This window comes from Streptosporangium saharense, from assembly GCF_014203715.1.
Taxonomy (GTDB): domain Bacteria; phylum Actinomycetota; class Actinomycetes; order Streptosporangiales; family Streptosporangiaceae; genus Streptosporangium; species Streptosporangium saharense.
Genome location: NZ_JACHJP010000003.1, coordinates 119,751 through 140,189, shown reverse-complemented (window position 1 = coordinate 140,189; position 20,439 = coordinate 119,751). Strand labels below are relative to the sequence as shown.

Annotated in this window: 14 protein-coding genes; 5 read left to right on the top strand and 9 right to left on the bottom strand. The window is 71.5% G+C overall.

What is annotated here, in order from left to right; translation table 11 throughout:
• Window positions 1-54: 54 nt before the first annotated feature.
• Both FHS44_RS16635 and FHS44_RS16630 read right to left on the bottom strand, forming a co-directional pair.
• Window positions 55-1,692 (bottom strand): RNA polymerase sigma factor, encoded by a 1,638-nt coding sequence (locus tag FHS44_RS16635; RefSeq protein WP_184715599.1) that lies wholly within the window; start codon window positions 1,690-1,692, stop codon window positions 55-57.
• A gap of 242 nt (window positions 1,693-1,934) precedes the next feature.
• Window positions 1,935-4,028, bottom strand: coding sequence for a SpoIIE family protein phosphatase (locus FHS44_RS16630; RefSeq protein WP_184715597.1), 2,094 nt, complete (start codon window positions 4,026-4,028; stop codon window positions 1,935-1,937).
• Window positions 4,029-4,660: 632 nt separating this feature from the next.
• Between FHS44_RS16630 and FHS44_RS16625 the strand changes: the two genes are divergently transcribed.
• The 5 genes from FHS44_RS16625 to FHS44_RS16605 all read left to right on the top strand — a co-directional run bounded on the left by FHS44_RS16625 (window position 4,661) and on the right by FHS44_RS16605 (window position 8,858).
• Window positions 4,661-4,900, top strand: coding sequence for a hypothetical protein (locus FHS44_RS16625; protein WP_184715595.1), 240 nt, complete (start codon window positions 4,661-4,663; stop codon window positions 4,898-4,900).
• Between the two features lie 194 nt (window positions 4,901-5,094).
• On the top strand, window positions 5,095-6,606 hold the full coding sequence (locus FHS44_RS16620; RefSeq protein WP_221460975.1) for a hypothetical protein: 1,512 nt from the start codon (window positions 5,095-5,097) through the stop codon (window positions 6,604-6,606).
• 7 nt (window positions 6,607-6,613) lie between these two features.
• Window positions 6,614-7,369: a LamB/YcsF family protein gene (locus tag FHS44_RS16615; protein WP_184715594.1), complete on the top strand. Its 756-nt coding sequence runs from the start codon at window positions 6,614-6,616 to the stop codon at window positions 7,367-7,369.
• The gene (locus FHS44_RS16610) at window positions 7,366-7,989 is read left to right on the top strand and encodes a 5-oxoprolinase subunit B family protein (protein ID WP_184715592.1); all 624 of its coding nucleotides are present in this window, start codon (window positions 7,366-7,368) and stop codon (window positions 7,987-7,989) included. Before FHS44_RS16615 ends, FHS44_RS16610 begins: the two co-directional genes overlap by 4 nt.
• Window positions 7,986-8,858, top strand: a complete 873-nt coding sequence (locus FHS44_RS16605) for a 5-oxoprolinase subunit C family protein (protein ID WP_184715590.1) — start codon at window positions 7,986-7,988, stop codon at window positions 8,856-8,858. The genes FHS44_RS16610 and FHS44_RS16605 overlap by 4 nt, the downstream gene beginning before the upstream one ends.
• A 3-nt stretch (window positions 8,859-8,861) precedes the next feature.
• Here FHS44_RS16605 and FHS44_RS16600 read toward each other — a convergent pair whose 3' ends face one another.
• The 7 genes from FHS44_RS16600 to FHS44_RS16570 form a co-directional block, all read right to left on the bottom strand.
• Window positions 8,862-9,950, bottom strand: coding sequence for a winged helix DNA-binding domain-containing protein (locus FHS44_RS16600; protein ID WP_184715588.1), 1,089 nt, complete (start codon window positions 9,948-9,950; stop codon window positions 8,862-8,864).
• Between the two features lie 36 nt (window positions 9,951-9,986).
• Window positions 9,987-11,711 (bottom strand): ABC transporter family substrate-binding protein, encoded by a 1,725-nt coding sequence (locus tag FHS44_RS16595; protein ID WP_184715586.1) that lies wholly within the window; start codon window positions 11,709-11,711, stop codon window positions 9,987-9,989.
• A gap of 13 nt (window positions 11,712-11,724) precedes the next feature.
• The gene (locus FHS44_RS16590) at window positions 11,725-13,854 is read right to left on the bottom strand and encodes an ABC transporter ATP-binding protein (protein WP_184716573.1); all 2,130 of its coding nucleotides are present in this window, start codon (window positions 13,852-13,854) and stop codon (window positions 11,725-11,727) included.
• 71 nt (window positions 13,855-13,925) lie between these two features.
• Window positions 13,926-14,849: an ABC transporter permease gene (locus FHS44_RS16585; protein ID WP_184715584.1), complete on the bottom strand. Its 924-nt coding sequence runs from the start codon at window positions 14,847-14,849 to the stop codon at window positions 13,926-13,928.
• A 1-nt stretch (window position 14,850) separates the two neighbouring features.
• Window positions 14,851-15,834, bottom strand: a complete 984-nt coding sequence (locus tag FHS44_RS16580) for an ABC transporter permease (RefSeq protein WP_184715582.1) — start codon at window positions 15,832-15,834, stop codon at window positions 14,851-14,853.
• Between the two features lie 188 nt (window positions 15,835-16,022).
• On the bottom strand, window positions 16,023-18,362 hold the full coding sequence (locus tag FHS44_RS16575; protein ID WP_184715579.1) for an AAA family ATPase: 2,340 nt from the start codon (window positions 18,360-18,362) through the stop codon (window positions 16,023-16,025).
• Window positions 18,363-18,557: 195 nt separating this feature from the next.
• Window positions 18,558-20,414 (bottom strand): tetratricopeptide repeat protein, encoded by a 1,857-nt coding sequence (locus FHS44_RS16570; protein ID WP_184715577.1) that lies wholly within the window; start codon window positions 20,412-20,414, stop codon window positions 18,558-18,560.
• Window positions 20,415-20,439: the final 25 nt, after the last annotated feature.

Below are 20,439 nucleotides of genomic sequence, written 5' to 3'. Positions count from 1 at the left end.
CTCCGCATGACAAGGGGGCCGCACCGGATGGCGCGGCCCCCTCACCGTGAGAGATCAGTCCAGGTAGTCGCGCAGGACCTGGGACCTGGACGGGTGACGCAGCTTGGACATGGTCTTGGACTCGATCTGGCGGATGCGCTCGCGGGTGACCCCGTAGACCTTGCCGATCTCGTCCAGCGTCTTCGGCTGGCCGTCAGTCAGCCCGAACCGCATCGAGACCACGCCCGCCTCACGCTCGGACAGCGTGTCCAGGACGGAGTGGAGCTGCTCCTGCAGGAGGGTGAAGCTGACGGCGTCCGCCGGGACGATGGCCTCGGAGTCCTCGATGAGGTCACCGAACTCGCTGTCGCCCTCCTCACCCAGCGGGGTGTGCAGGGAGATCGGCTCGCGGCCGTACTTCTGGACCTCGACGACCTTCTCGGGGGTCATGTCCAGCTCGCGGGCCAGCTCCTCGGGCGTGGGCTCGCGACCCAGGTCCTGGAGCATCTGCCGCTGCACCCGGGCCAGCTTGTTGATCACCTCGACCATGTGGACCGGGATGCGGATCGTCCGCGCCTGGTCGGCCATCGCACGGGTGATCGCCTGCCGGATCCACCAGGTGGCGTAGGTGGAGAACTTGTAGCCCTTGGTGTAGTCGAACTTCTCCACCGCGCGGATCAGGCCCAGATTGCCCTCCTGGATCAGGTCCAGGAAGAGCATGCCCCTGCCGGTGTAGCGCTTGGCCAGCGAGACCACCAGACGCAGGTTGGCCTCAAGCAGGTGGTTCTTGGCGCGGCGGCCGTCCTCGGCGATCCACTCAAGCTCGGCGCGCACGTCGACCGGCAGCCGTTCGCCGTCGGTGCCCAGCTGCTCCTCGGCGAACAGGCCCGCCTCGATGCGCTTGGCCAGCTCGACCTCCTGCTCGGCGTTGAGCAGGGGAACCTTGCCGATCTGCTTGAGGTAGTCCTTGACCGGGTCGGCGGTGGCACCGGCCGCGGCGACCTGCGGGACAGGAGCGTCATCGTCGTCATCGGACAGGATGAGGACCTCGTCCTCGTTCTGCCTGACGGTCTCGGCCTTCGGCTCCTCCTCCGTCTCGGTCTCAGCCTCGGCTTCGACCTCAACGTCGACCTCGACCTCGGCTTCGACCTCGACGTCGATGTCGAAGTCCTCGATCTCGACGTCCTCAAGGTCGATGACCTCTTCGTCGTCACCGGAGCCCTTGGGCTTCGGCTCGGCCTTGGGCGCGGCGGGAGCGGCCGCCTCCGGGGCGGACTTCTTCGGCGGGGTGGGAACCGGCTTCTTCGCCGACGGCGCGATCTTCCTCGCCGGGGGCGCGGGCTTCTTGGCCGCCGGAGCGGGCTCGGAGCCGCTGACGACCGCCGTGACGGTCTCCGGCTGCTCCTTGGCCGCCGCGGCGGTCTTCGTCTTCTTGACCGGGGCGGGAGCGGCGGGGGTACGACGCTTGGTCGAAGTCCGGGACTTCTTGGGAGCCGCGGAGTCCTCAGCAGTCAGCCGTACGGTGATGCCCTCTTTGCTGAGGCTGCGCAGAATCCCTGCGACCTGCGCCATCGGAATGTCCGCTTCCTCGACGGCCTTGCGGACATCCTCGGACTCGAGGAACCCCTGCGAGCGCCCCCGCTCCATCAGCTGCTGAATGACGGGCTCGTTCAGCTCGGATGGCTTCGAGCGAGTCGAACTTGCAGGCGACACGAACACCTCTCGAAGGAAAGCGTGACGAGAATGGACCAAGGTGCCCCACTAGGGGCGGAACCTCTAGTTGTTGATGAACGAGGCCGCGCGAACCGCGACGCACCTGTCCAGCATTGTGACACGACACCGTGATCCATACGGCCGCCTCCTGGCGGTTGCCCTCCACCCTAGGCCGACCAAGAGAGTAGTGCGTACGGAAGCGAGGCACCGATACCCGAAAGCAACCGTTATGACTGTTTCATTCAGTCACTCTTCGTGGCCAGGGGGACATGAATCGCGAGCACCGTGACGTCATCATCCTGTTCATACCCAGACAGCATCCGGTCAACAAGGAAATCCAGCAACATATGCGGACTTCCAACAACTTCTGGCGGCGCTTCGGTCACAACAGAGCAAAGATCGGCGAGGCCGGCGTCCAGACCGCGTTTACGGTTCTCCACGAGACCGTCCGAATACAGGACCGCGGTGTGTCCCGGCGGCACGCAGAAGCGGAACTGGCGACGGCTCGTCGGCCAGCCCAGGGGCGTGCTGGGCTCGCCCTCGCACAGCAGGGGCACGCCCTGCGGGGAGACCAGCAGGGGCGGTGGATGCCCGGCGAGCGCCAGCGTGCCCTCGCCGGTCCCCGGCTCGACGACCATGTAGGCCAGGGTGGTGACCTGCTCTTCCTCCTCGGTCGCCTCGAAGACCCTGTCCAGGCCCGTGAGGACAGCCGCGGGCGGCGGGTTGGTCAGCGCGAGCGCCCGCATGGCGTTGCGGATGCGGCCCATGCCCGCGGCCGCCTTGACGCCCTTGCCCATGACGTCGCCGACCACCGCGGCGACCCTGCCGTCCTGCAGCACGAACGCGTCGTACCAGTCGCCGCCGACCTGCACGTGGCGGCTTCCCGAGCGGAAACGCTGGGCCAGCACCAGACCCCGGACCACCGGCAGGCGGTCGGGCAGCAGGCTGCGCTGCAGCGTCTCGGCGGTACGGTGCTCACGCTCGAACAGCGTCGCCCGCTCCACGGCCAGGGCGCACTGCCCCGCGAGCGCCTCAAGGAAGACCCCGTCCTCCTGGGATATCTTCTGAGGCCTGGTGAAGGAGAAACGCAGCGCGCCGAGGGCGCGTCCCGCGGCCAGCAGCGGCAGGCCGACCCACGCCCGCTCGTCGCTGTGGGCCAGGAAGCCCGCGATGGCGTCGTCATCGGCCCCGGCGTCCACGAGCTGGGCGCGCAGGCTCTCGGGTGACTCGGCGAAGACCGGGCGGCGGCTGTTGACCGCCATGGTCATCACGCTGGAGTGGGTCAGCGGGATCTCCTCGCCGGGCGCGCCGGGGATGTCAGGGATACCGCCGTTGTTGACCAGTTTCAGGGCGGCCCGCTCGACGTCGAGCAGCGCCACGGCCGAGCGGTCGGCCGCCAGCGCCGTACGGCCGACGTCGATGATGACCTGGACGACCTGCTCGACGGTCAGCGCCTCGGCGAGTATGGCCGTGGCGCCCTGCAGCCGGGCCGTGCGCAGCGCGGCGGCCCCGAGCTGGTCGGTGAGCCTGCCGCGCATCTCCTCGGCCTCGCGCTGCGGGGTCACGTCGGTGTTAGCGCCGACCCACTCGACCACCCGCCCATGCCTGATGATCGGTACGGCGCGCACCTCGAAGTGGCGGTAGCCGCTGGCCCTGGTGCGGGCCCGGTAGCTCCACTCGAACATCGTCCGGCCACGGAGGGCCTCGTGCCAGGCCTCCTCGGTGTACTGACGGTCGTCGGGGTGCACGGCGTCCAGCCAGCCGTGGGCGAGATACTCCTCAAGCCCCTGGCCGGTGATGGCCCGCCACTGCGGGGCGTCCTCAAGCACGGCCCCGGTCGGGGCGGTGATCCACACGAGCTGGGACTGCGCCTCGACGAGCGAGCGGTAGCGCTCCTCGCTGCGCCTCAGGTCCTCCTCGACCTGGCGGCTCTCGGTGATGTCCACCCCGACCAGGCAGACCGCCCTGAGCGTCCCCTCCTCGTCGTGGACCGGCGAGAACGTCAGCGACCAGTGGTGGGTCTCCCCGTCGGCCGTCCTGACCCGGATGCGCTGGTCCCCCTCGACCTCGGCGCCCTCGGCGATGGCCCTGACCGATCCCTCGATCAGGGCGGTCAGGTCGGCGGAGAGCATCTCGCCGGGAGTCCGGCCGACCAGGCGCTCGGCGGGCAGGCCGACCACGTCAGCGAAGACCTCGTCCACGCGGTGGAAACGGCCCTCGGGGTCGAAGAACGCGAAGGCGAACGGTGACTGCGAAAGCAGGCCCTGCAGCAGGCCGGAGTCCGAGATGTCCACACCCGACTTCCGGGGACGGGGCACGGAGGTTTCGGCGCTCATGGTCGGCACCTCCGTCGCGTGCCAGGGTCTCCCACGAGGCACATCTCCAAACTTGCGAATTGGCGTAGCGCAGCTCCGGGGGACCGGATCCTGCAGTACATCATCGGCGATGGGCGGGGGCGGACGGAAGCCCCGCCCATGATGCGGTCGGCGCGTCCGGTGGGCCCTGCCCCTGGACTGCCACGGGCGAGACGGCCCGGGAGCGTTCCGCGCGCGGCGCGGTCACCCGCCCCGAAGGAGCCGCGTCGGCCGGGGCCCGATGTCGCTCCCACCGCCCTCCCGAAACACCGGGGCGGTCGCCTCCGGCGCGTTCAAACGTTTGCGGCCAGGACCCTAGCAGGATCAAGCCGGACCGTCCCGACAACTGCCCACCTCGTCTCCCACGAGCGTCCCAGGGAAGATCAGGCTACTGACTCATTCCCGATTTGGCTCCCCCTTCGGGGACAGTGGTTTACTCCCCTGTCGACAAATCCAGTCAAGACACGCCTCACCTCGCACCTCTTCCTCGCAAACATCGGCCGACACGGCCTCACGAGGGTTGACACCCCGGCGATACGTTGTGGAATGGGAACGCACGTCCCCGTCGTCCGTCTGGGGATCACCTCACGGAGAAGCCGGAGGAAGGCGACGTCATGCCCGCTCTCGCCACAGGCCTCGACGGCCCGCCCGCGTTCCGTGACCGGGTGAGCTCGGGCCTCGCCGCCGAGTTCCCCACCGTCCCGCCGGGCACCGTCGCCCGCCGCGTGGCCGACGCGCGGGCCCGTGCCGAGCACCTCGGAATCGAGGCGACACCCGAGGTCGTCGAACGCGTCGCCCGGGAGCATCTGCTCGCCCTCGTCAACTCAGCGCCGCCACCGCGGAGTCCCCGGTAACATCGAGATCACCGGGCCGTTTTCCACGCGCCGTTCGGCTCGGGAACGCGAGAAGGTTGGGACGTGAGCGAGCAGGGCGAGCGAGCCGATCGGCACGGCACCGGGCCCATGCCGCCGACGGAGGGGGCGGCTTGAACCGGCGGCACCGGCGGCACCCGAGAGAGAGCCAGTCCCCGGACGAGGTGTTCGCCGAGATGCTGCTCGCCTCCAGGGAGCTGCTGGCCGTACGCAGTCCGCTGGACGCCGAGCTCATGGTCTCCGACATGGTCGGGGCCTGGTGGGGGCGGCGGCTGCGGGGCGGGGACGCCGAGCAGGTCCTCGGCGAGGGTCTTGTCGACTACGCCGCCAAGGCGGGCTCCCCCGCCGCGTTGACCCTCTTGATCGCCCTCGCCTACCTCGGCACCGCGCGCCAGGCCGCCAAGGCGGAGGGTGCCGCCCTCGCGCTCATCGAGCGCGGCGTCGCCAAGCCCCGCTGGGCCGAGCGGCTCGGCGTCGTCAAGCCGACCGGCTGCTACGTCTCCCGCGACGCCTACGGCGACCAGGACACGGTGGTGTGCACCTTCGGCTACCGGGGCGCCGACAACGACGAGGACCGCCACGCGCTGGTCATGGTCGTCGACTACAACATGCGGGGCATCGCCCGCGACGCCTGGGTCTCCTCCCACGTGGACAAGCTGCTCGACCAGGCCAGGACCGAGGCGGGGGCCAACCCCATGCTCAGGTTCGAGGAGATCGAGCCGCAGCAGGCCAGGGCATTGCTGGAGTCGGCCATGAAGGCCACCGCAGAGTACGGCGACCGCAGGACGAACGTCCCGGTCAGCGACAGCTACAGCGCCTACCACGCCTTCGCCCGCGCCAGGATCAAGGCGCTGCCGCCGGGGCGCAAGCGTCCCGCCCCGCTGTACAGCGAGGCCCCCTACAGCCGTGACCGCAGGGCGATGCTGGCCGCGGAGTTCCTCTCCTCCGACGCCGCCGAGCACCTGTCCGACCCGTCGGCGGCCTCGCGGTGCGCCGACCACATCATCGACTACGGCTGTGACCAGGACTTCGGCAGGCCGCTGCGGGTCAGCCCGACCAAGTGCCAGACGTTCCTGCTCGACTGGCTGCCGCGCAAGGTGCTGCTCACCCCGGCCGAGCAGGAGGCCGTGCCGTACGTGCTGGGGGCGTGGGCGCGGTTCGCGGCGCGGCGCAGCGGGCTGGCTGACCGGGGGCTGCGCGCCACGCTGGACGGCATCTGGGAGGCGACGGCCAGGTTCGCCGAGGCATACCGCGACCCGACCACCTTCGGGCTCGACCGTGACCTGCTCGAACGACTGCTGCCCGACGGCGACCTGTCCGCGCTCGCCCGCAGGGTCTTCGCCTTCCCGTTCCTGCAGGGCACCCACGGCGAGATCAAGCTGGACCTGCTCAACCCCTCGGACGAGGCGGACCGCAGGATACTGCTGGGCATCGACCACGCGGGCGAGTTGGACCGGCCCGACTACGACGAGCATCTGGCCTGGCACGAGGAGATCGCCGGCAGGCTCTGGGAGGGTGACCCCCCGCAGCTCTGGGAGGCCGCCCAGCGGCTGCTCGACCTGGGGCACGACCGGCACGACGTGCTGCACGTGCTGATCGAGATCGCCGAGCGGATCGGCGACGACCCCGAGGAGCTCTCCATCGCCCTCGACGACATCGCCGACATTCCCGACGAGCCTCCGGTGTAGGTGAGCCATGGTGATCGACCTCAACGCCGACCTCGGGGAGGGCTTCGGTGTCTGGCGGCTCGGTGACGACACGGCCCTTCTCGACGTGGTGACCAGCGCGAACGTCGCCTGCGGGTTCCACGCGGGCGACCCGCTGACCATCCGCCGCACCTGCGCGGCCGCGGTCGACCGGGGGGTGCTGATCGGCGCCCAGGTGTCCTATCGGGACCTGGCCGGGTTCGGGCGCCGGGAGATGGACGTGGATCCCGAGGAGCTGTGCGCCGAGGTGCTCTACCAGCTGTCCGCGGTGGACGGCATCGCCAGGGCCATGGGCGGGCGGGTCTCCTACGTCAAGCCGCACGGCGCGCTCTACAACCGGATCTGCCGTGACCGCGAGCAGGCGGAGGCGGTCGTCGCGGCCGTCGCCGACCACGGCGAGCGGCTGCCGCTGCTCAGCCTGCCCGGCTCCGTCGTCCACGAGATCGCCGTCCGCGAGGGGGTTCCCACGGTCACCGAGGCCTTCGCCGACCGCGCCTACACCCCGGAGGGCACGCTGGTGTCCCGCCGCAGTCCCGGGGCGGTGCTGCACGACCCCGGCGAGGTGGCGGCCAGGGCCGTGCGCATGGCGACCAGGGGGACGGTGACCGCCATAGACGGTTCGGAGGTCACGGTCGGCGCCCGGTCGATCTGCGTGCACGGCGACACCCCCGGCGCCGTGGCGCTGGCGCGGGCCGTGCGTGACGGTCTGGTCGCGGCGGGCGTCACCCTGCGGGCGTTCGGGTGATCCGCAGGGCCGGGGAGCACGCGCTGCTGGTCGAGACCGGGTCGCTCGACGTCTCCCACCGGCTCGACGCCCTGCTGCGGGCCCACCGCCCGCCCGGTGTCGCCGAGATCGTGCCCGGCCCGGAGACCGTCCTGGTGAGCGCGCCCGGCGCCGACCCGTCCCGGCTGCTGCCCGAACTGGCCCGCCTGCTCGGTACGGCCGCCGCCCACGCTGGGCAGGAGCTTCCCGGCGCCCCCGCCGTGACGGTCCCCGTGGTCTACGACGGGGCCGACCTGCGGGAGGTCGCCGACCTGACCGGTCTGTCCCCCACAGAGGTCGTCGAGCGGCACACCGGGCGGGAGCTCGTCGTCGGCTGGCTGGGCTTCGCCCCCGGGTTCGCCTACCTCACCGGGCTTGACCCCGCGCTGCACGTGCCCAGGCTCGCCACGCCACGGACCTCGGTGCCCGCCGGGTCCGTCGCGGTCGCCGGGCCGTACTCGGCGGTCTATCCCTCGGCGTCCCCTGGCGGCTGGCGGCTGCTCGGCCGCTCCCCCATGACGGTGTGGGACGTGGCCGCCGATCCGCCCGCCCTGCTCACGCCGGGGACGCGGGTCAGGTTCGAGGCCGTGACCGCTTCATGATCGAGGTCATCGCGGCGGGGCCGTACGCGACCGTGCAGGATCTTGGCCGTCCCGGCTACGGTCATCTCGGGGTGCCGTGCTCGGGGGCGGCGGACGCGCCGAGCCTGCGCCTGGCCAACCGGCTGGTCGGCAATCCGGAGGGGGCGGCCGGGATCGAGCTGACCTTCGGCGGCGCCGGGCTTCGCTTCACCACGGGGGCCTGGGTCGCCGTCACCGGGGCCGCCTGCCCGCTTGAGGTGGTCGCGGACGGCATGATGACCAGGCCCGCGATGCTGGCGCCGTTCTGGGTGCCGCCGCTGGGTGAGCTGCGGGTGGCGTTTCCCTTGGCTGGACTGCGGACCTACGTCGCGGTCAGGGGTGGACTCGACACGCCCGCGGTGCTGGGCAGCCGTTCGACGGACTCCCTGTCCGGGCTCGGGCCCGCCCCGCTCGGCGCGGGTGACGTGCTGCCGGTCGGCCCCTCGGAAGACCTGCCCGCCCTCACCGTGGACGCCGTGCCCCCGGGCACGCCCCGGGAGGTGCTGCGGGTCGTCGCCGGGCCCAGGGACGACTGGTTCGCCCCCGGCGCCCTGGAGACGCTGTGCGCCCAGCCGTACGTGGTGAGTCAGGACAGCAACCGGGTCGGCGTGCGGCTGGACGGCGCGCCGCTGCCACGGGCCCGGGAGGGAGAGCTGCCCAGTGAGGGCATGGTCGCCGGGGCCCTGCAGGTGCCGCCGGACGGTCAGCCGATCGTCTTCCTGGCCGACCACCCCCCGACCGGGGGGTATCCGGTGATCGCCGTGCTCGCCTCGGACTGCCTGGGCGCGGCGGCCCAGCTCCGCCCGGGAGACCGGGTGCGCTTCCGCCTCGATCGGCTCGCTCCCCCGTGAGGGCTATCTGAGCAGCGCGGCGACCCGCTCGATCTCCTGGGCCAGGGCCGCGGCGGGGACCTCCTCAAGCAGGTCGAGGTCGATGACGCCGTCCTTGACCTGCCAGACCCCGGTGACCCTGCCCTGGTGGACCACGACCGGGGAGATCCATCCGGCGGCCCGGCTGACCTTGGACTTGGCCTCGGCGGGCAGCAGGGGTTCGAGGTCGCGGGGAGCACCCAGGATGTACTGGTCGAAGCCCGGCAGCAGGTGGACGCCGGTCGCGGGCTCGGTCGTCATGAGGTCGTCGAGGTGCTCGGCGAGCACGACCATGGGGTGGCCGTCCACCTCGACCTCGGCCAGCTCCGGTGCGAGGTCGCGGAACCAGCCGCGCAGCACGGCCTTCGGGGCGACGTTGCGGTAGAGCCAGCCGTTGAAGGTCTCCGGGGTCCCCGGGCCGTGGGCGCCGAGGAAGGACCTGACCAGGCGAATGCCGCCCTCGTCGCGGGAGGGCGGCGCCGAGGAGTGGCCGGACACCCAGTCGCGGGGGCTGACGAAGGTCACGCGGCCCTCGCGCGGCGGGCCGTAGCACAGCTCGCCGAGGTAGCTCAGCGGCTTGAGCAGCGCCCCCCAGCCCGAGGTGAGGGCCTGTCGCAGATGCTCGTCGCCGGTGACCTCGATAACGGCCTCGACCAGCTCCTCGCGGGTCAGCACGTGCCCCGAGAGCGCCTTGGGGACCGCATCGAGAATGGCCGCGACCTCGTCGGCGGTGACGCCGTGGCCGCGCTGCCACGAGCCCTTCTCCCAGTTGCGGAAGGAGCCGAGGACCGCGGCGTAGGAGGACAGCTCGTCGGAGGGGACCAGGTGCAGGGTGCCGCGCGCCGTCCAGGTCTTGACCAGCGTGCGGTCCAGCCACAGGGCCTCGCCGACCTCACCGGGACGGGGATCCGCGCGCCGTACGGCGACGGCCAGCTCGGCGGAGGAGGCCACCTGGGCCTGCACCCCCGCCAGGCGGCGGACGACGGACACGACGTCCGGGCCGGAGGCGGGATCGACGAACTGCCGTCTCAGCCGCCATGCGAGCACCCTGGACCAGGTCGTGGAGAGAGCCATGGGACAACTTCTATCGTGTCGCCCCGACAGAACGCGCTACCGGGTAAACCCGATGTCCTGATATTTCAGGTCATAGAAGCCGCGGGCGCCGTAGTTGGCGATGTTCTTGTTGACCGCCACGTTCTGTGGGCGCTGGTAGAGCGTCACCACGTTCACCGCCTCCCAGATCAGTTTGTCGGCGGCGTTGGTGTCCGCGATGGCCTGGGTGCCCTCAAGATCGCTGGTCGCCTTGTCCATGGCGGCGTCGATCTCCGGGGAGCCGATGCGGCCGAGGTTGGCGTTCCACTGCGGCTGGCCCCTGGAGTCGCGGACGGCGTTGGCGTACTGGCCGTAGGCGCTGGAGACCGGGAACGGCGTGCCCACGTAGGCGAACGCGGTGATGTCGTAGTTGCCGGGAATGATGTATTTGGTGAAGTAGTCGTCACTGGGCACCGCCTGGAGGGTGACCTTGACGCCGATCTGGGCCAGCATGCTCTGGGTGATCTCGGCCTCCGACTTGGTCAGCTGCAGGCCGGAGGGCATGACGAAGCGCAGGTTCAGCTCGTGGCCGTCCTTCGTCCGGGTCTGGCCCGACAGCCTCCAGCCTGCGGCGTCCAGCAGCTGCTTGGCCCGCTCGGGGTTGTAGACGCCGACCTCGCCCGCGTTGTCGCGGTAGCCCTCCTGGGTGTTCATGAAGAAGTGGTTGTTCAGCAGCACGATCGGCCAGTCGAGACCCTGCAGGTCGGACTGGGTGATGGCCTGGCGGTTGATGCCCATGGCGACGGCCCTGCGGACGTTGACGTCGGACAGCAGCGCGCTCTCGCCGTTCAGCGTGAAGTGCCGGAAGTCGGGCCCCGCCGCCTGGCGGATGATCGCGCCCTGGCTGCTCTTGGCCCGCGCGTAGTCGGGAGCGGACGGCCCCACGTCGAAGGTGTCCAGCTCGCCGTTGCTGAAGGCGCCGACCAGGGCGTCGCTCTCAAGGGCCCGGTAGATGATCCTGTCCAGCTTGGCCCGCTGGCCCCACCAGCGCTCGTCCCTGGCGATCGTGATGGTCTTGGCCGTCTGGTCGAAGGAGGCGAACCTGAACGGGCCCGCGGTGACCGGGACGCGGTTCAGCCAGGCGGTGTTGAAGGTCTCGGCGGTGGCGTTCGTGCTCTTCGGGTAGAGCGGGCCGAACAGGGACTGCCAGTCGCCGAACGGCTTGGCGAAGGTGACGACGACCTCGTGGTCGTCCTTTCCCCTGGCCACGTCCTCGATGTCGCGGTAGCCGGTGGTGCTCGCGACCCGGTAGTCGGGGTTGGAGCCGTTCATCGCCTGCCACTGGGCCCGGTAGTCCTCCCAGGTGATGGGGGTCGCGTCCGACCACCTGGCGCGGGGGTTGAGGGTCAGCGTGACGACCTGCTTCGGCCTGGTCTCGGTGACCTTCCCGGCCAGCAGGTAGTCGGTGTTCGCCGAGATCTCGCCCTTCTCGTTGGAGCGGAACGCCGAGGGCATGAGCGCGTCGACGACCTTCTTGACCATGGCCAGGTTGCCGTCGAGGTGGTTGAGATTCCAGTTGGCGGGATACTCGTTGATGCCCACGCGGAGCAGGCCGCCGTCCCTGACCCTGTCGCGGGGGACCGGGTTGATGTCGTAGGCCTTGATCGAGTTGCCGCGTTCGTCCCCGTCGCTGCCCGGGCCGCCTCCCCTGGCTCCCCCCTGGCTCCCGCAGCCGGTGAGGGCCAGCGAGCCCGCCATGGTCAGCGCGGTGGCGAGCACGCCCACACGCCGGATTGCTGTCACAGTTCCTCCAGGGTTATACGACTTCGACCTTCTCGGCGAAGTGGCACGAGACGCCGTGGTCCTCGCCGAACGGCCGGACCTGGGGCTCCTCGTTCACGCATCGGCTCTGGCCGGTCTCGTCGAGGGTCCTGAACAAGGGGCAGCGGGTACGGAAACGGCACCCGGAGGGAGGTGCCGCCGGGCTCGGCAGGTCGCCCTCCAGCAGGACACGCCTCCTGGAACGTTCCCTGCGCGGGTCGGGCAGGGGGACCGCCGACAGCAGCGCCTGCGTGTAGGGATGCATCGGGGCGTCGTAGACATCGCCGACCCCGCCTATCTCGGCGATCCTGCCGAGATACATGACCGCGACCCGGTCGGCGATGTGCCTGACCACGGCCAGGTCGTGCGCGACGAACAGGTAGGACAGGCCCAGGCGCCGCTTCAGGTCCTCCAGCAGGTTGACCACGCCCGCCTGGATGGAGACGTCGAGCGCCGAGACCGGCTCGTCAAGCACCACCAGCCGAGGTTCCAGGGCGAGCGCGCGGGCGATGCCGATCCGCTGGCGCTGACCGCCGGAGAAGTCCTGCGGGTAGCGCGCGGCGTGGCCGGGATCGAGCCCGACCAGGCCGAGGAGCTCCTGGATCCTCGGCCCCGGGTTCCCGAAGCCGTGCGCGCGCAGCGGCTCGGCGACGATGTCGTAGACGGTCATCCTGGGGTCGAGCGAGGCCAGCGGGTCCTGGAAGACGACCTGCATGTCGCGTCTGACGGCCATCCGGTCGCGGGCGCCGAGCGCCGAGGTGTCGTGCCCCAGCACCACGATCGTGCCGTGCTGCGGCCTGGCCAGCTCCAGGATCTCCATCAGGGTCGTCGTCTTGCCGCAGCCGGACTCGCCGACCAGGCCCAGCGTCTCGCCCTCGCGGATGTCGAAGCTGATGCCGTCGACCGCGTGCACCGTGCCGACCCTGCGCCGGAAGACCGCCCCCCTCATCAGGGGGTAGTGCCTGGTCAGGCCGTCGACCGCCAACACCACCTCCCGTTCTTCGCGGGGCCGTACAGGAGAGGCCGTCTCCTCGGTCGGGACCTGCGGCTCGGCGACCCGGTAGACCTCGGCGGGCGACCAGCCCTCCGCCTCGATCTCCCCGGCCCGGACGCAGGCGGCCAGGTGGTCCGGCGCGTCCACCGGTTCGAGCGCGGGCTCCTTCTCCGAGCAGGCGGGCACCGCGATCGGGCAGCGCGGCTCGAACGGACAGCCCGGCGGCAGCGCGACGGGTGAGGGCGGACTGCCCGCGATGGGCACCAGCGGCCGGCCGCCGCCCGTGTCGAGGCGCGGGATGGAGCCCAGCAGCCCCATGGTGTACGGCATGCGGGGGCGGTAGTAGACGTCGTCGACGGAGCCGGTCTCCACGGACCGCCCCGCGTATATGACCATGACCCGGTCGGCGAACCCGGCGACGATCCCGAGGTCGTGCGTGATCATGATGATCGCCGCCCCGGTCTCCCGCTGCGCCCGTTTGAGCACCTCAAGCACCTGGGCCTGGATGGTGACGTCGAGGGCGGTCGTCGGCTCGTCGCAGATGATCACGTCGGGGTCGTTCGCGATGGCCATCGCGATCACCGCGCGCTGGCGCATTCCCCCGGAGAACTCGTGCGGGAAGGCCCTGGCGCGCTGTGCGGCGTTGGGGATGCCGACCAGGTCGAGCAGCTCGACGGCCCGTTTGGCCGCCTGCTGCCTGGAGACGCGCTGGTGGATCCGTACGGCCTCGGCCACCTGGTCGCCCACGCGGTAGACGGGGGTCAGGGCCGAGAGCGGGTCCTGGAAGACCATCGAGATGGTCTTGCCGCGGAAGGCGGTGAGCGTCTTCTCCGTGGCGCCGAGGATCTCCCTGCCGAGCAGCCGCACCGAGCCGGTGGCGCGGGCGTGCGGCGGCAGCAGGCCCATCACGGCCAGCGAGGCGACCGACTTGCCGGAGCCCGACTCGCCGACGATGCCGAGCACCTCCCCCGGCCTGACCGCGTAGCTCACCCCCCGCACGGCGTGCACCGCGTCCGGCCCGGTGCCGAAGGTGACGTCGAGGCCGGTGACCTCAAGGACCGGCCCGGTGGTCACCGCGGGCACGGGCAGGGCGCGACGCCGGTGCCGTCCCCCTCTCTCCTGCCTGGCCATGAGGCCCTGGAACTGCGAGAGGGGAAGCCGCCCGGGGAAACGCGCCCCCGCCCGGCACTCGTCGCGTTCGCTCACCGTGCTCCTCTCCTGACGGCTCTCTTCGAGGCGGGGTCGAGGGCGTCGCGCAGGGAGTCGCCGACCAGGTTCACCGCGAGCACGGTGACGATCAGCAGCCCGGCGCAGAACCAGAACGTCCACGGGGCGTAGACGGCCGTCCGCGCGCCGTCGGCGATGAGACTGCCCAGCGAGACGTCGGGGGGCTGGATGCCGAAGCCGAAGTAGGACAGGGAGGTCTCGGTGAGGATCGCGGCGCTGACGTTCAGCGTCGCGTCGACCACCAGCAGCGAGGACATGTTCGGGATGACGTGCCGGAAGATGATCGTCGTCGGCGGGACGCCCATGAACCTCGCGGCCTGGATGAACTCCCGCTCCTTGAGGGAGACGGTCATGCTCCGGACGACCTTCGAGGTGATCATCCAGAGGAACATCGCCAGCAGCAGCACGAACAGCGGCCACTGGCCCCCCGCGAACAGCGGCGACATGATCGCCAGGATCAGGAAGGCCGGGAGCACGAGCAGCAGGTCGGTGAACCACGTCAGCACTCGGTCGGCCCAGCCTGGGAAGTATCCGGCGAAGGCGCCGACCACGGCGGCCAGGGACGTGCCGACCACGGCGGCCAGCAGCCCGACGATGAGTGACTTCTGCATGCCGCGCAGCGTCACCGCGTACACGTCGGCGCCGGTCTGCAGGGTGCCCCACCAGTGCTCGGGCGAGGGCGGCTGCAGGAACGCCATGAAGTCCTTGTCGGTGTAACCCCACCTGCCGACGTACGGCCCGGCGAAGGCCAGCAGGAACAGCAGCCCCAGGAGGGCGAACCCGACACGGCCCTGGAGGGAGCCGAAGAAGCGGCCCGCGACCACCCGCAGCCTGGAGGGCGCCGCGAGGCCCGCGGCAGCCGCCTCCTGCTCGGCGAACCGTTCGTCCGTGATGGCCATCTCACCCCACCCGGACCCGGGGATCGAGGACCGCGTGCAGGACGTCGGAGGCCAGGGAGGCCACCAGCACCGCCAGCGCCGCGAAACAGCTGATCGCCGCGACGGTGTTGACGTCGTTGGTCGAGATGGAGTCGACCAGCCACTCGCCCATGCCGTGCCAGCCGAAGATCTTCTCGGTGAAGGTCGTGCCGACCAGCAGCGCGCCGAAGGTGAAGGCGAAGTAGGTGACCGCCGGGATCAGCGCGGTGCGCAACGCGTGCCTGACCAGTGCGGTACGGCGCCGCAGCCCCTTGGCCATGGCCGTGCGGACGAAGTCGGCGCCGAGGACGTCGAGCATCATGTTGCGCTGGTAGCGGCTGTAGACGGCGATCAACCCGAGCGACAGGGAGAGCGTGGGCAGGATCAGGTGCCGCAGACGGTCCACGAGCTGGGTCAGGAGGTCTCCTTCGAGGCCGGGGGTCTCCTCACCGCTGACCAGGAAGACCTGGGTGCCGGTCAGCTCGTTGAACGAGACCGCGCCGATGATCAGGATGTTGGCGAGCACGACCGTGGGGATGGCCAGGACGGCGAAGGAGGCCCCGGTCGCGAGGCGGTCGAAGACGCCGTACTGCCTGACCGCGGCGTAGGCGCCGACGAGCACGCCCGTGAGGCTGCCCAGGACCACCCCGACGGTGATCAGGCGCAGCGTGACGCCGACGCGCCGCCCGAGGTCGTCGTTGACCGAGCCACCGGCGACCGTCCTGCCGAAGTCGCCGTGCGCGACGTCGCCCGCCCAGGTCAGGTAGCGCTGGACCAGCGGCGTCTGGTCGTTCAGGTTCAGCTCGGACAGGCGCGCGTCGATGACCTTCTCGGGGATCGGCGGGTTGCGGCCCTCGTAGTTGGAGCGGGGGTTGAGCGCGGAGGCGGCCAGCATGTAGGCCAGGCTCGTGGCGACGACGATCAGCACCAGATAGTTGAGCAGCCTGCGGAGAAGAAACCCCGCCATAGCGCCCCCTTCACCGTCGTCCCTGTTGTCGATGGCCATCCTGCTACATCTTGCGGCCACTCAACTACAGGGAGTGCTCAATCGGGAGTTCGATCTCGGTCAAGGGCGGTGTTTACCACGCTATCTCTCCGGTTGTGGAACCGAAAAGCACATGTCGGCCAGGTCGCGCCGTACGAGAAGGAGCGGGGTCAGCGGCCGGCGAGCTCGTCGACGGCGGCGCGCAGGTCGGCGCTGGTGATGGTGGTCAGGTCGGCCGCGCTCGCGGTGCCGCCCGTCTGGGCGGCCAGGCGCACGTCCCTGCGCATCGCGGCGCGTTCGAACAGCGAGCGCGCGAACCTGCCGTTGCCGAGCCTGTCGATGAGGCCGTCCGCGCAGACCCAGGCGAAGACCTCGTCCAGGTCGCGGGCGGCGGCCTCGTCGAAGCGGTCGCCCGCGTTGTGCGCGAGCAGCCCGGCGATCTCGGCCAGCTCCTGGGGCGAGTAGGAGGGGAAGCGCACCCGCTGGCCGAACCTGCTGGCCAGGCCGGGGTTGGTCGACAGGAAGGCGTCCATCTCCCGTTCGTAGCCCGCCAGGATGATCACCAGCCGGTCGCGGTCGTCCTCGGCCCGTTTGAGCAGCGTCTGCACCGCCTCGGTGCCGAAGGCGTCGCCCCCCGCGTAGCCGGGGTTGACCAGGCTGTAGGCCTCGTCGACGAACAGCACCCCGCCCAGCGCCCTGTCCACCAGCTCGTTGGTCTTGATCGCGGTCGCGCCGAGGTGCTGGCCGACCAGGTCGGCTCGCTGGGCCTCGACCACGTCGGGCTGGGTGAGCAGGCCGAGGGCGGCGAAGATGCGGCCCAGGATGCGCGCCACGGTGGTCTTCCCGGTGCCCGGCGGGCCGGTGAAGACGAAGTGCCGCGTCTGCGGGGGCGTCGGCAGCCCCCGCTCCTGGCGCATCCTGGCCACCTTGAGCTGGGCGGTGATCGCGTGCACCTGCCGTTTGACCGGTTCGAGCCCGGCCATCCTGTCCAGGTCGGCCAGCGCCTCCTCCAAAGAGGGGGTGGCCTGGTAGCCCCGGTAGCGGGCGGTCAGCTCGTCGAAGGCCTTGGCGACGTCCTGCGCGGTCGTGGTCACCAGGTCCTGCGCGGTCGGTGAGCCGCCCGCGCCGACCACCCGCACATCGCGGGCCTGGGCGGCGGCCTCGACGAGGCTCCTGGCGAACCTGGCGTTGCCCAGCTCGTCCACGAGCGCGCGCCGGTGCACGTCCTCGAAGCGGTCGAGCAGCGCGGGCCTGGCGTCGTCGGCGAGCTGGTCGCCGCGCCGCCGCTGCAGCAGCTCGGTGATCTCAAGCAGCTCCCCGGGGGCGTAGCTGGGGAAGCGGACCCGGCTGGAGAAACGGCTGGACAGGCCGGGGTTCGACGACAGGAAGGAGGCCATCTCCTTCTCGTATCCGGCCAGGATGATGATCAGTCGGTCGCGGTCGTCCTCGGCCCGCTTGAGCAGCGTCTGCACCGCCTCGGCGCCGAACCGGTCGGGCTGGCCGTCCCCCGAGTTGATCAGGCCATAGGCCTCGTCGATGAACAGCACCCCGCCCAGCGCCCTGTCGATCACCTCGTTGGTCTTGATCGCGGTCGCGCCGAGGAACTCCCCGACCAGGTCGGCCCGCTGAACCTCGACCACGTAGGGGGTGTCGAGCAGGCCGAAGGCGTAGAAGATCTTCGCGACGGTCCTGGCGACGCTGGTCTTGCCGGTGCCGGGGGGGCCGACGAAGACGAAGTGGCGCATCGGCGGCTCGGTGGAGTATCCCGCCTCCTTGCGCAGCCTGGCCGCCTCGATCGAGGCGGCGATGGAGCGCACCTGCTCCTTCACGGGGGCCAGGCCGATCATGTTGTCCAGCTCGCCGAGCGCCTCCTCGACGGAGATCTGCGGCGGGGCGGCGGGCTCGCCCTGCGCCTGGACGGGCTGTCCGCTCTCGCGCGCCCTGACCCGCACCCGCTGGTCGCCCGCCCTGAGGGCGGCCCTGGCCTGGCGGGCCTGGACGAACCGGTAGACCAGCACGGCGGCGGCGACGCCGTAGGCGGCCCACGGCGCGACGCCGGGGGCGAAGAAGGAGATCGCGGCGGCCACGACGGCGGCGGGTACGAGCGCGGCGAGCGTGGTCAGCCACGGCGGGACCCAGCGGATGAGGTGGGCCGCCACGGCGACGGGCAGCGCCAGGAGCGTCAGCGGCATCGAGGCGGGCACCCCGACGCCGTACAGGCTCTGGAAGGCGGGCATGAGCAGCAGCCACGCGACCACCACGACCAGGGTCGCCGCGGCGCGGGGGAAGCGCAGGGTCAGTTCGGCGAAGCCGAGCAGGACCAGGATCGTCAGGAAGGTGTCGCGCGACCAGCCCATGCCCAGGGTCAGCCCGACAGCCAGGACCAGCGCGAGAAGGTAGATCAACCGGCGTTTGCCGGGGGTGAGCTGGAAATAGCGCAGCCGTACCCCTTCGAACGCATCCCGCACCGCCGCCCGCCCCGCAGGCCGGGCCCTGTCGGGTTCCCGCATCACGCCTCCCCGGATCCGCCCCCGGTTATACCGCACCGGGCAGACGTTTGCGCGTGCGTGAGCGCCACGCCACGCCGCCACACTGACACGATCAGATAAACGGATGAGTCCGGATGAACCCCACGATCCGGGTGCCGGGTTCCTGCCCCGCCCTCCGACGCCGAAACGGTCTGTCCCACGGGCCTTTCCGTGGTTTCAGCGCGTCCGCGTGACCCCGTGCCGGTGCCGCCGACGGCGGTCGCGGTAACGGCCGTGGTGGGGGACGAGGACCCGCTTCGGGGTGATCCTGAGCACGCCCGTCTCCGCGTCGCCGACCGCGACCCCCCGCACCTCGGCCCAGAACCGGCGTTCCACCGGATCGGTGACGAACACCGCGACTCTCGGGTCCCTTCCGACCGCCTCCCAGGCCTCGGCGGGGGCGGCCAGGCGCAGTTCGCCGTCCGCGCCGACCACCTCGGCGGCCACCTCGGCGGCCAGGGTCCTCGGGCCCTCCCAGTCGGCGAAGGCCAGGACCACTCCCCTGGACCGGGCCAGTGCCCGCCGTACTCCGCCGTCGAGCACGACCGGCGCCCGCGTGTCCCCCGGTGGTCGCGTGCCACGGCCCTCGCGCATGGCCAGGGCCGCGCACCACGGTCCCGGCACCCCGCGCCCGTCCTGGTCCCGCGCGGCCCTGACGGTCCTGAGGGCAAGGGCCCCGGCCGGTACGGCAAGCGGCACGGCACAGGCCGACCACGCCCAGCCGCCCGTGACGGCCGGGAGACCGAGCAGCGTCATGGCCGCGACGGCGGCGAGCGCCACCGAGGCGAGGGTCAGCAGGTGCCGGGTGGCCACGAGCAGGCGGTCGGCGGCCAGCGCCAGGTCGGAGCAGTAGGCCGCCGTGCCCTTCGGACGGGCCAGGGCGAGCGCGACGGGCACGGCGGGGGCGGCCAGGGCCAACCAGGGCCCGCCGAGCGCCCCGACCACCAGGAGCGCCACGAGCGCCGACCAGGCGCGGACCGTGAGGATCCACAGCGCCGCCCCCACGTTTCGCCGTGCCGTACGGTCCATGGGGACGGCGGCGAACTCGGCCAGCGCCCTGACCGGACGCCCGCGCCAAGCCCGCGCCGGGACCCGCAGGAAGGGCAGGGCGGCGCCGTTGAGCAGGACGAACCCCGCGAGCACGGGCCAGGCCGTACCCGACGGGGTGAGGACGGGCGGGAGGGTGGCGATCGCCGCCACGTAGGCCACGACGGCGAGCGTGGCGGCCGAGACCGAGACGCCGAGCCAGGGGTCGCGCACGAGCATGCGCGGCACGTAGCGCCAGAGCCTGACCTCACGGCCCCGCCTGAAGGTGATCGCGGGCACCCCGGCCAGTACGGCCACGCCCCAGGCACCGGCCGTCCTGGCGAGGCCGATCCTGAAGGCGAGCAGGGCGGCCACGGCGAGGGCGACGGCCAGCAGCACGCGGACCTGCCGGGACCAGGCCTCGACGACGTCCCTCACGCGGCCGGTCTCGCGAGGGTCGATCGGCCAGGCGGGGTCGTGGTGGCCGCGTGGGGGCCGCCAGCGCAGCAGGGCGAGCCCGAGGTTGACCCGCGCGAGCGGATGGTCGTCCGCCAGGCGCAGCGCGGCGCGGTAGGAGGCCTCCGCCTCGCGGTGCTCGCCGCGCAGCAGCGCGAGGTCGCCGGCGAGGACGTGGGGGTCGGGCTCCTCAGGGGCGTAGCCGACGGCCCTGTCCGCCTGGACTGCGGCCTCCCACCCGCGGCCCGGCACCCGGCGCAGGGCGGCGCCCAGGCGCAGCCGCGCGGCCCACGACCCGGGGGCCGTCCGTACGGCCTCCTCGGCGGCGGCCACGGCCTCGGCGTCCCTGCCGAGGCGTTCGAAGGCGAGGCTCAGCAGCCGGTATCCCCAGTCGGCGACCCCGTTCGCCTGGCCGATGGCCTCAATGGCCTCCCGGGGCCGGTCCAGCTCCAGCAGGGCGGCGGCCTTCGCGCACCGCTCACGTGGGTCGCCGGGAACCGAGGGCGGCACGGGCTGCTCATGGACCTCACGCTGACTCCCCACGACCGTCATCGTGCGCGTGAGATCACTGTTTGCC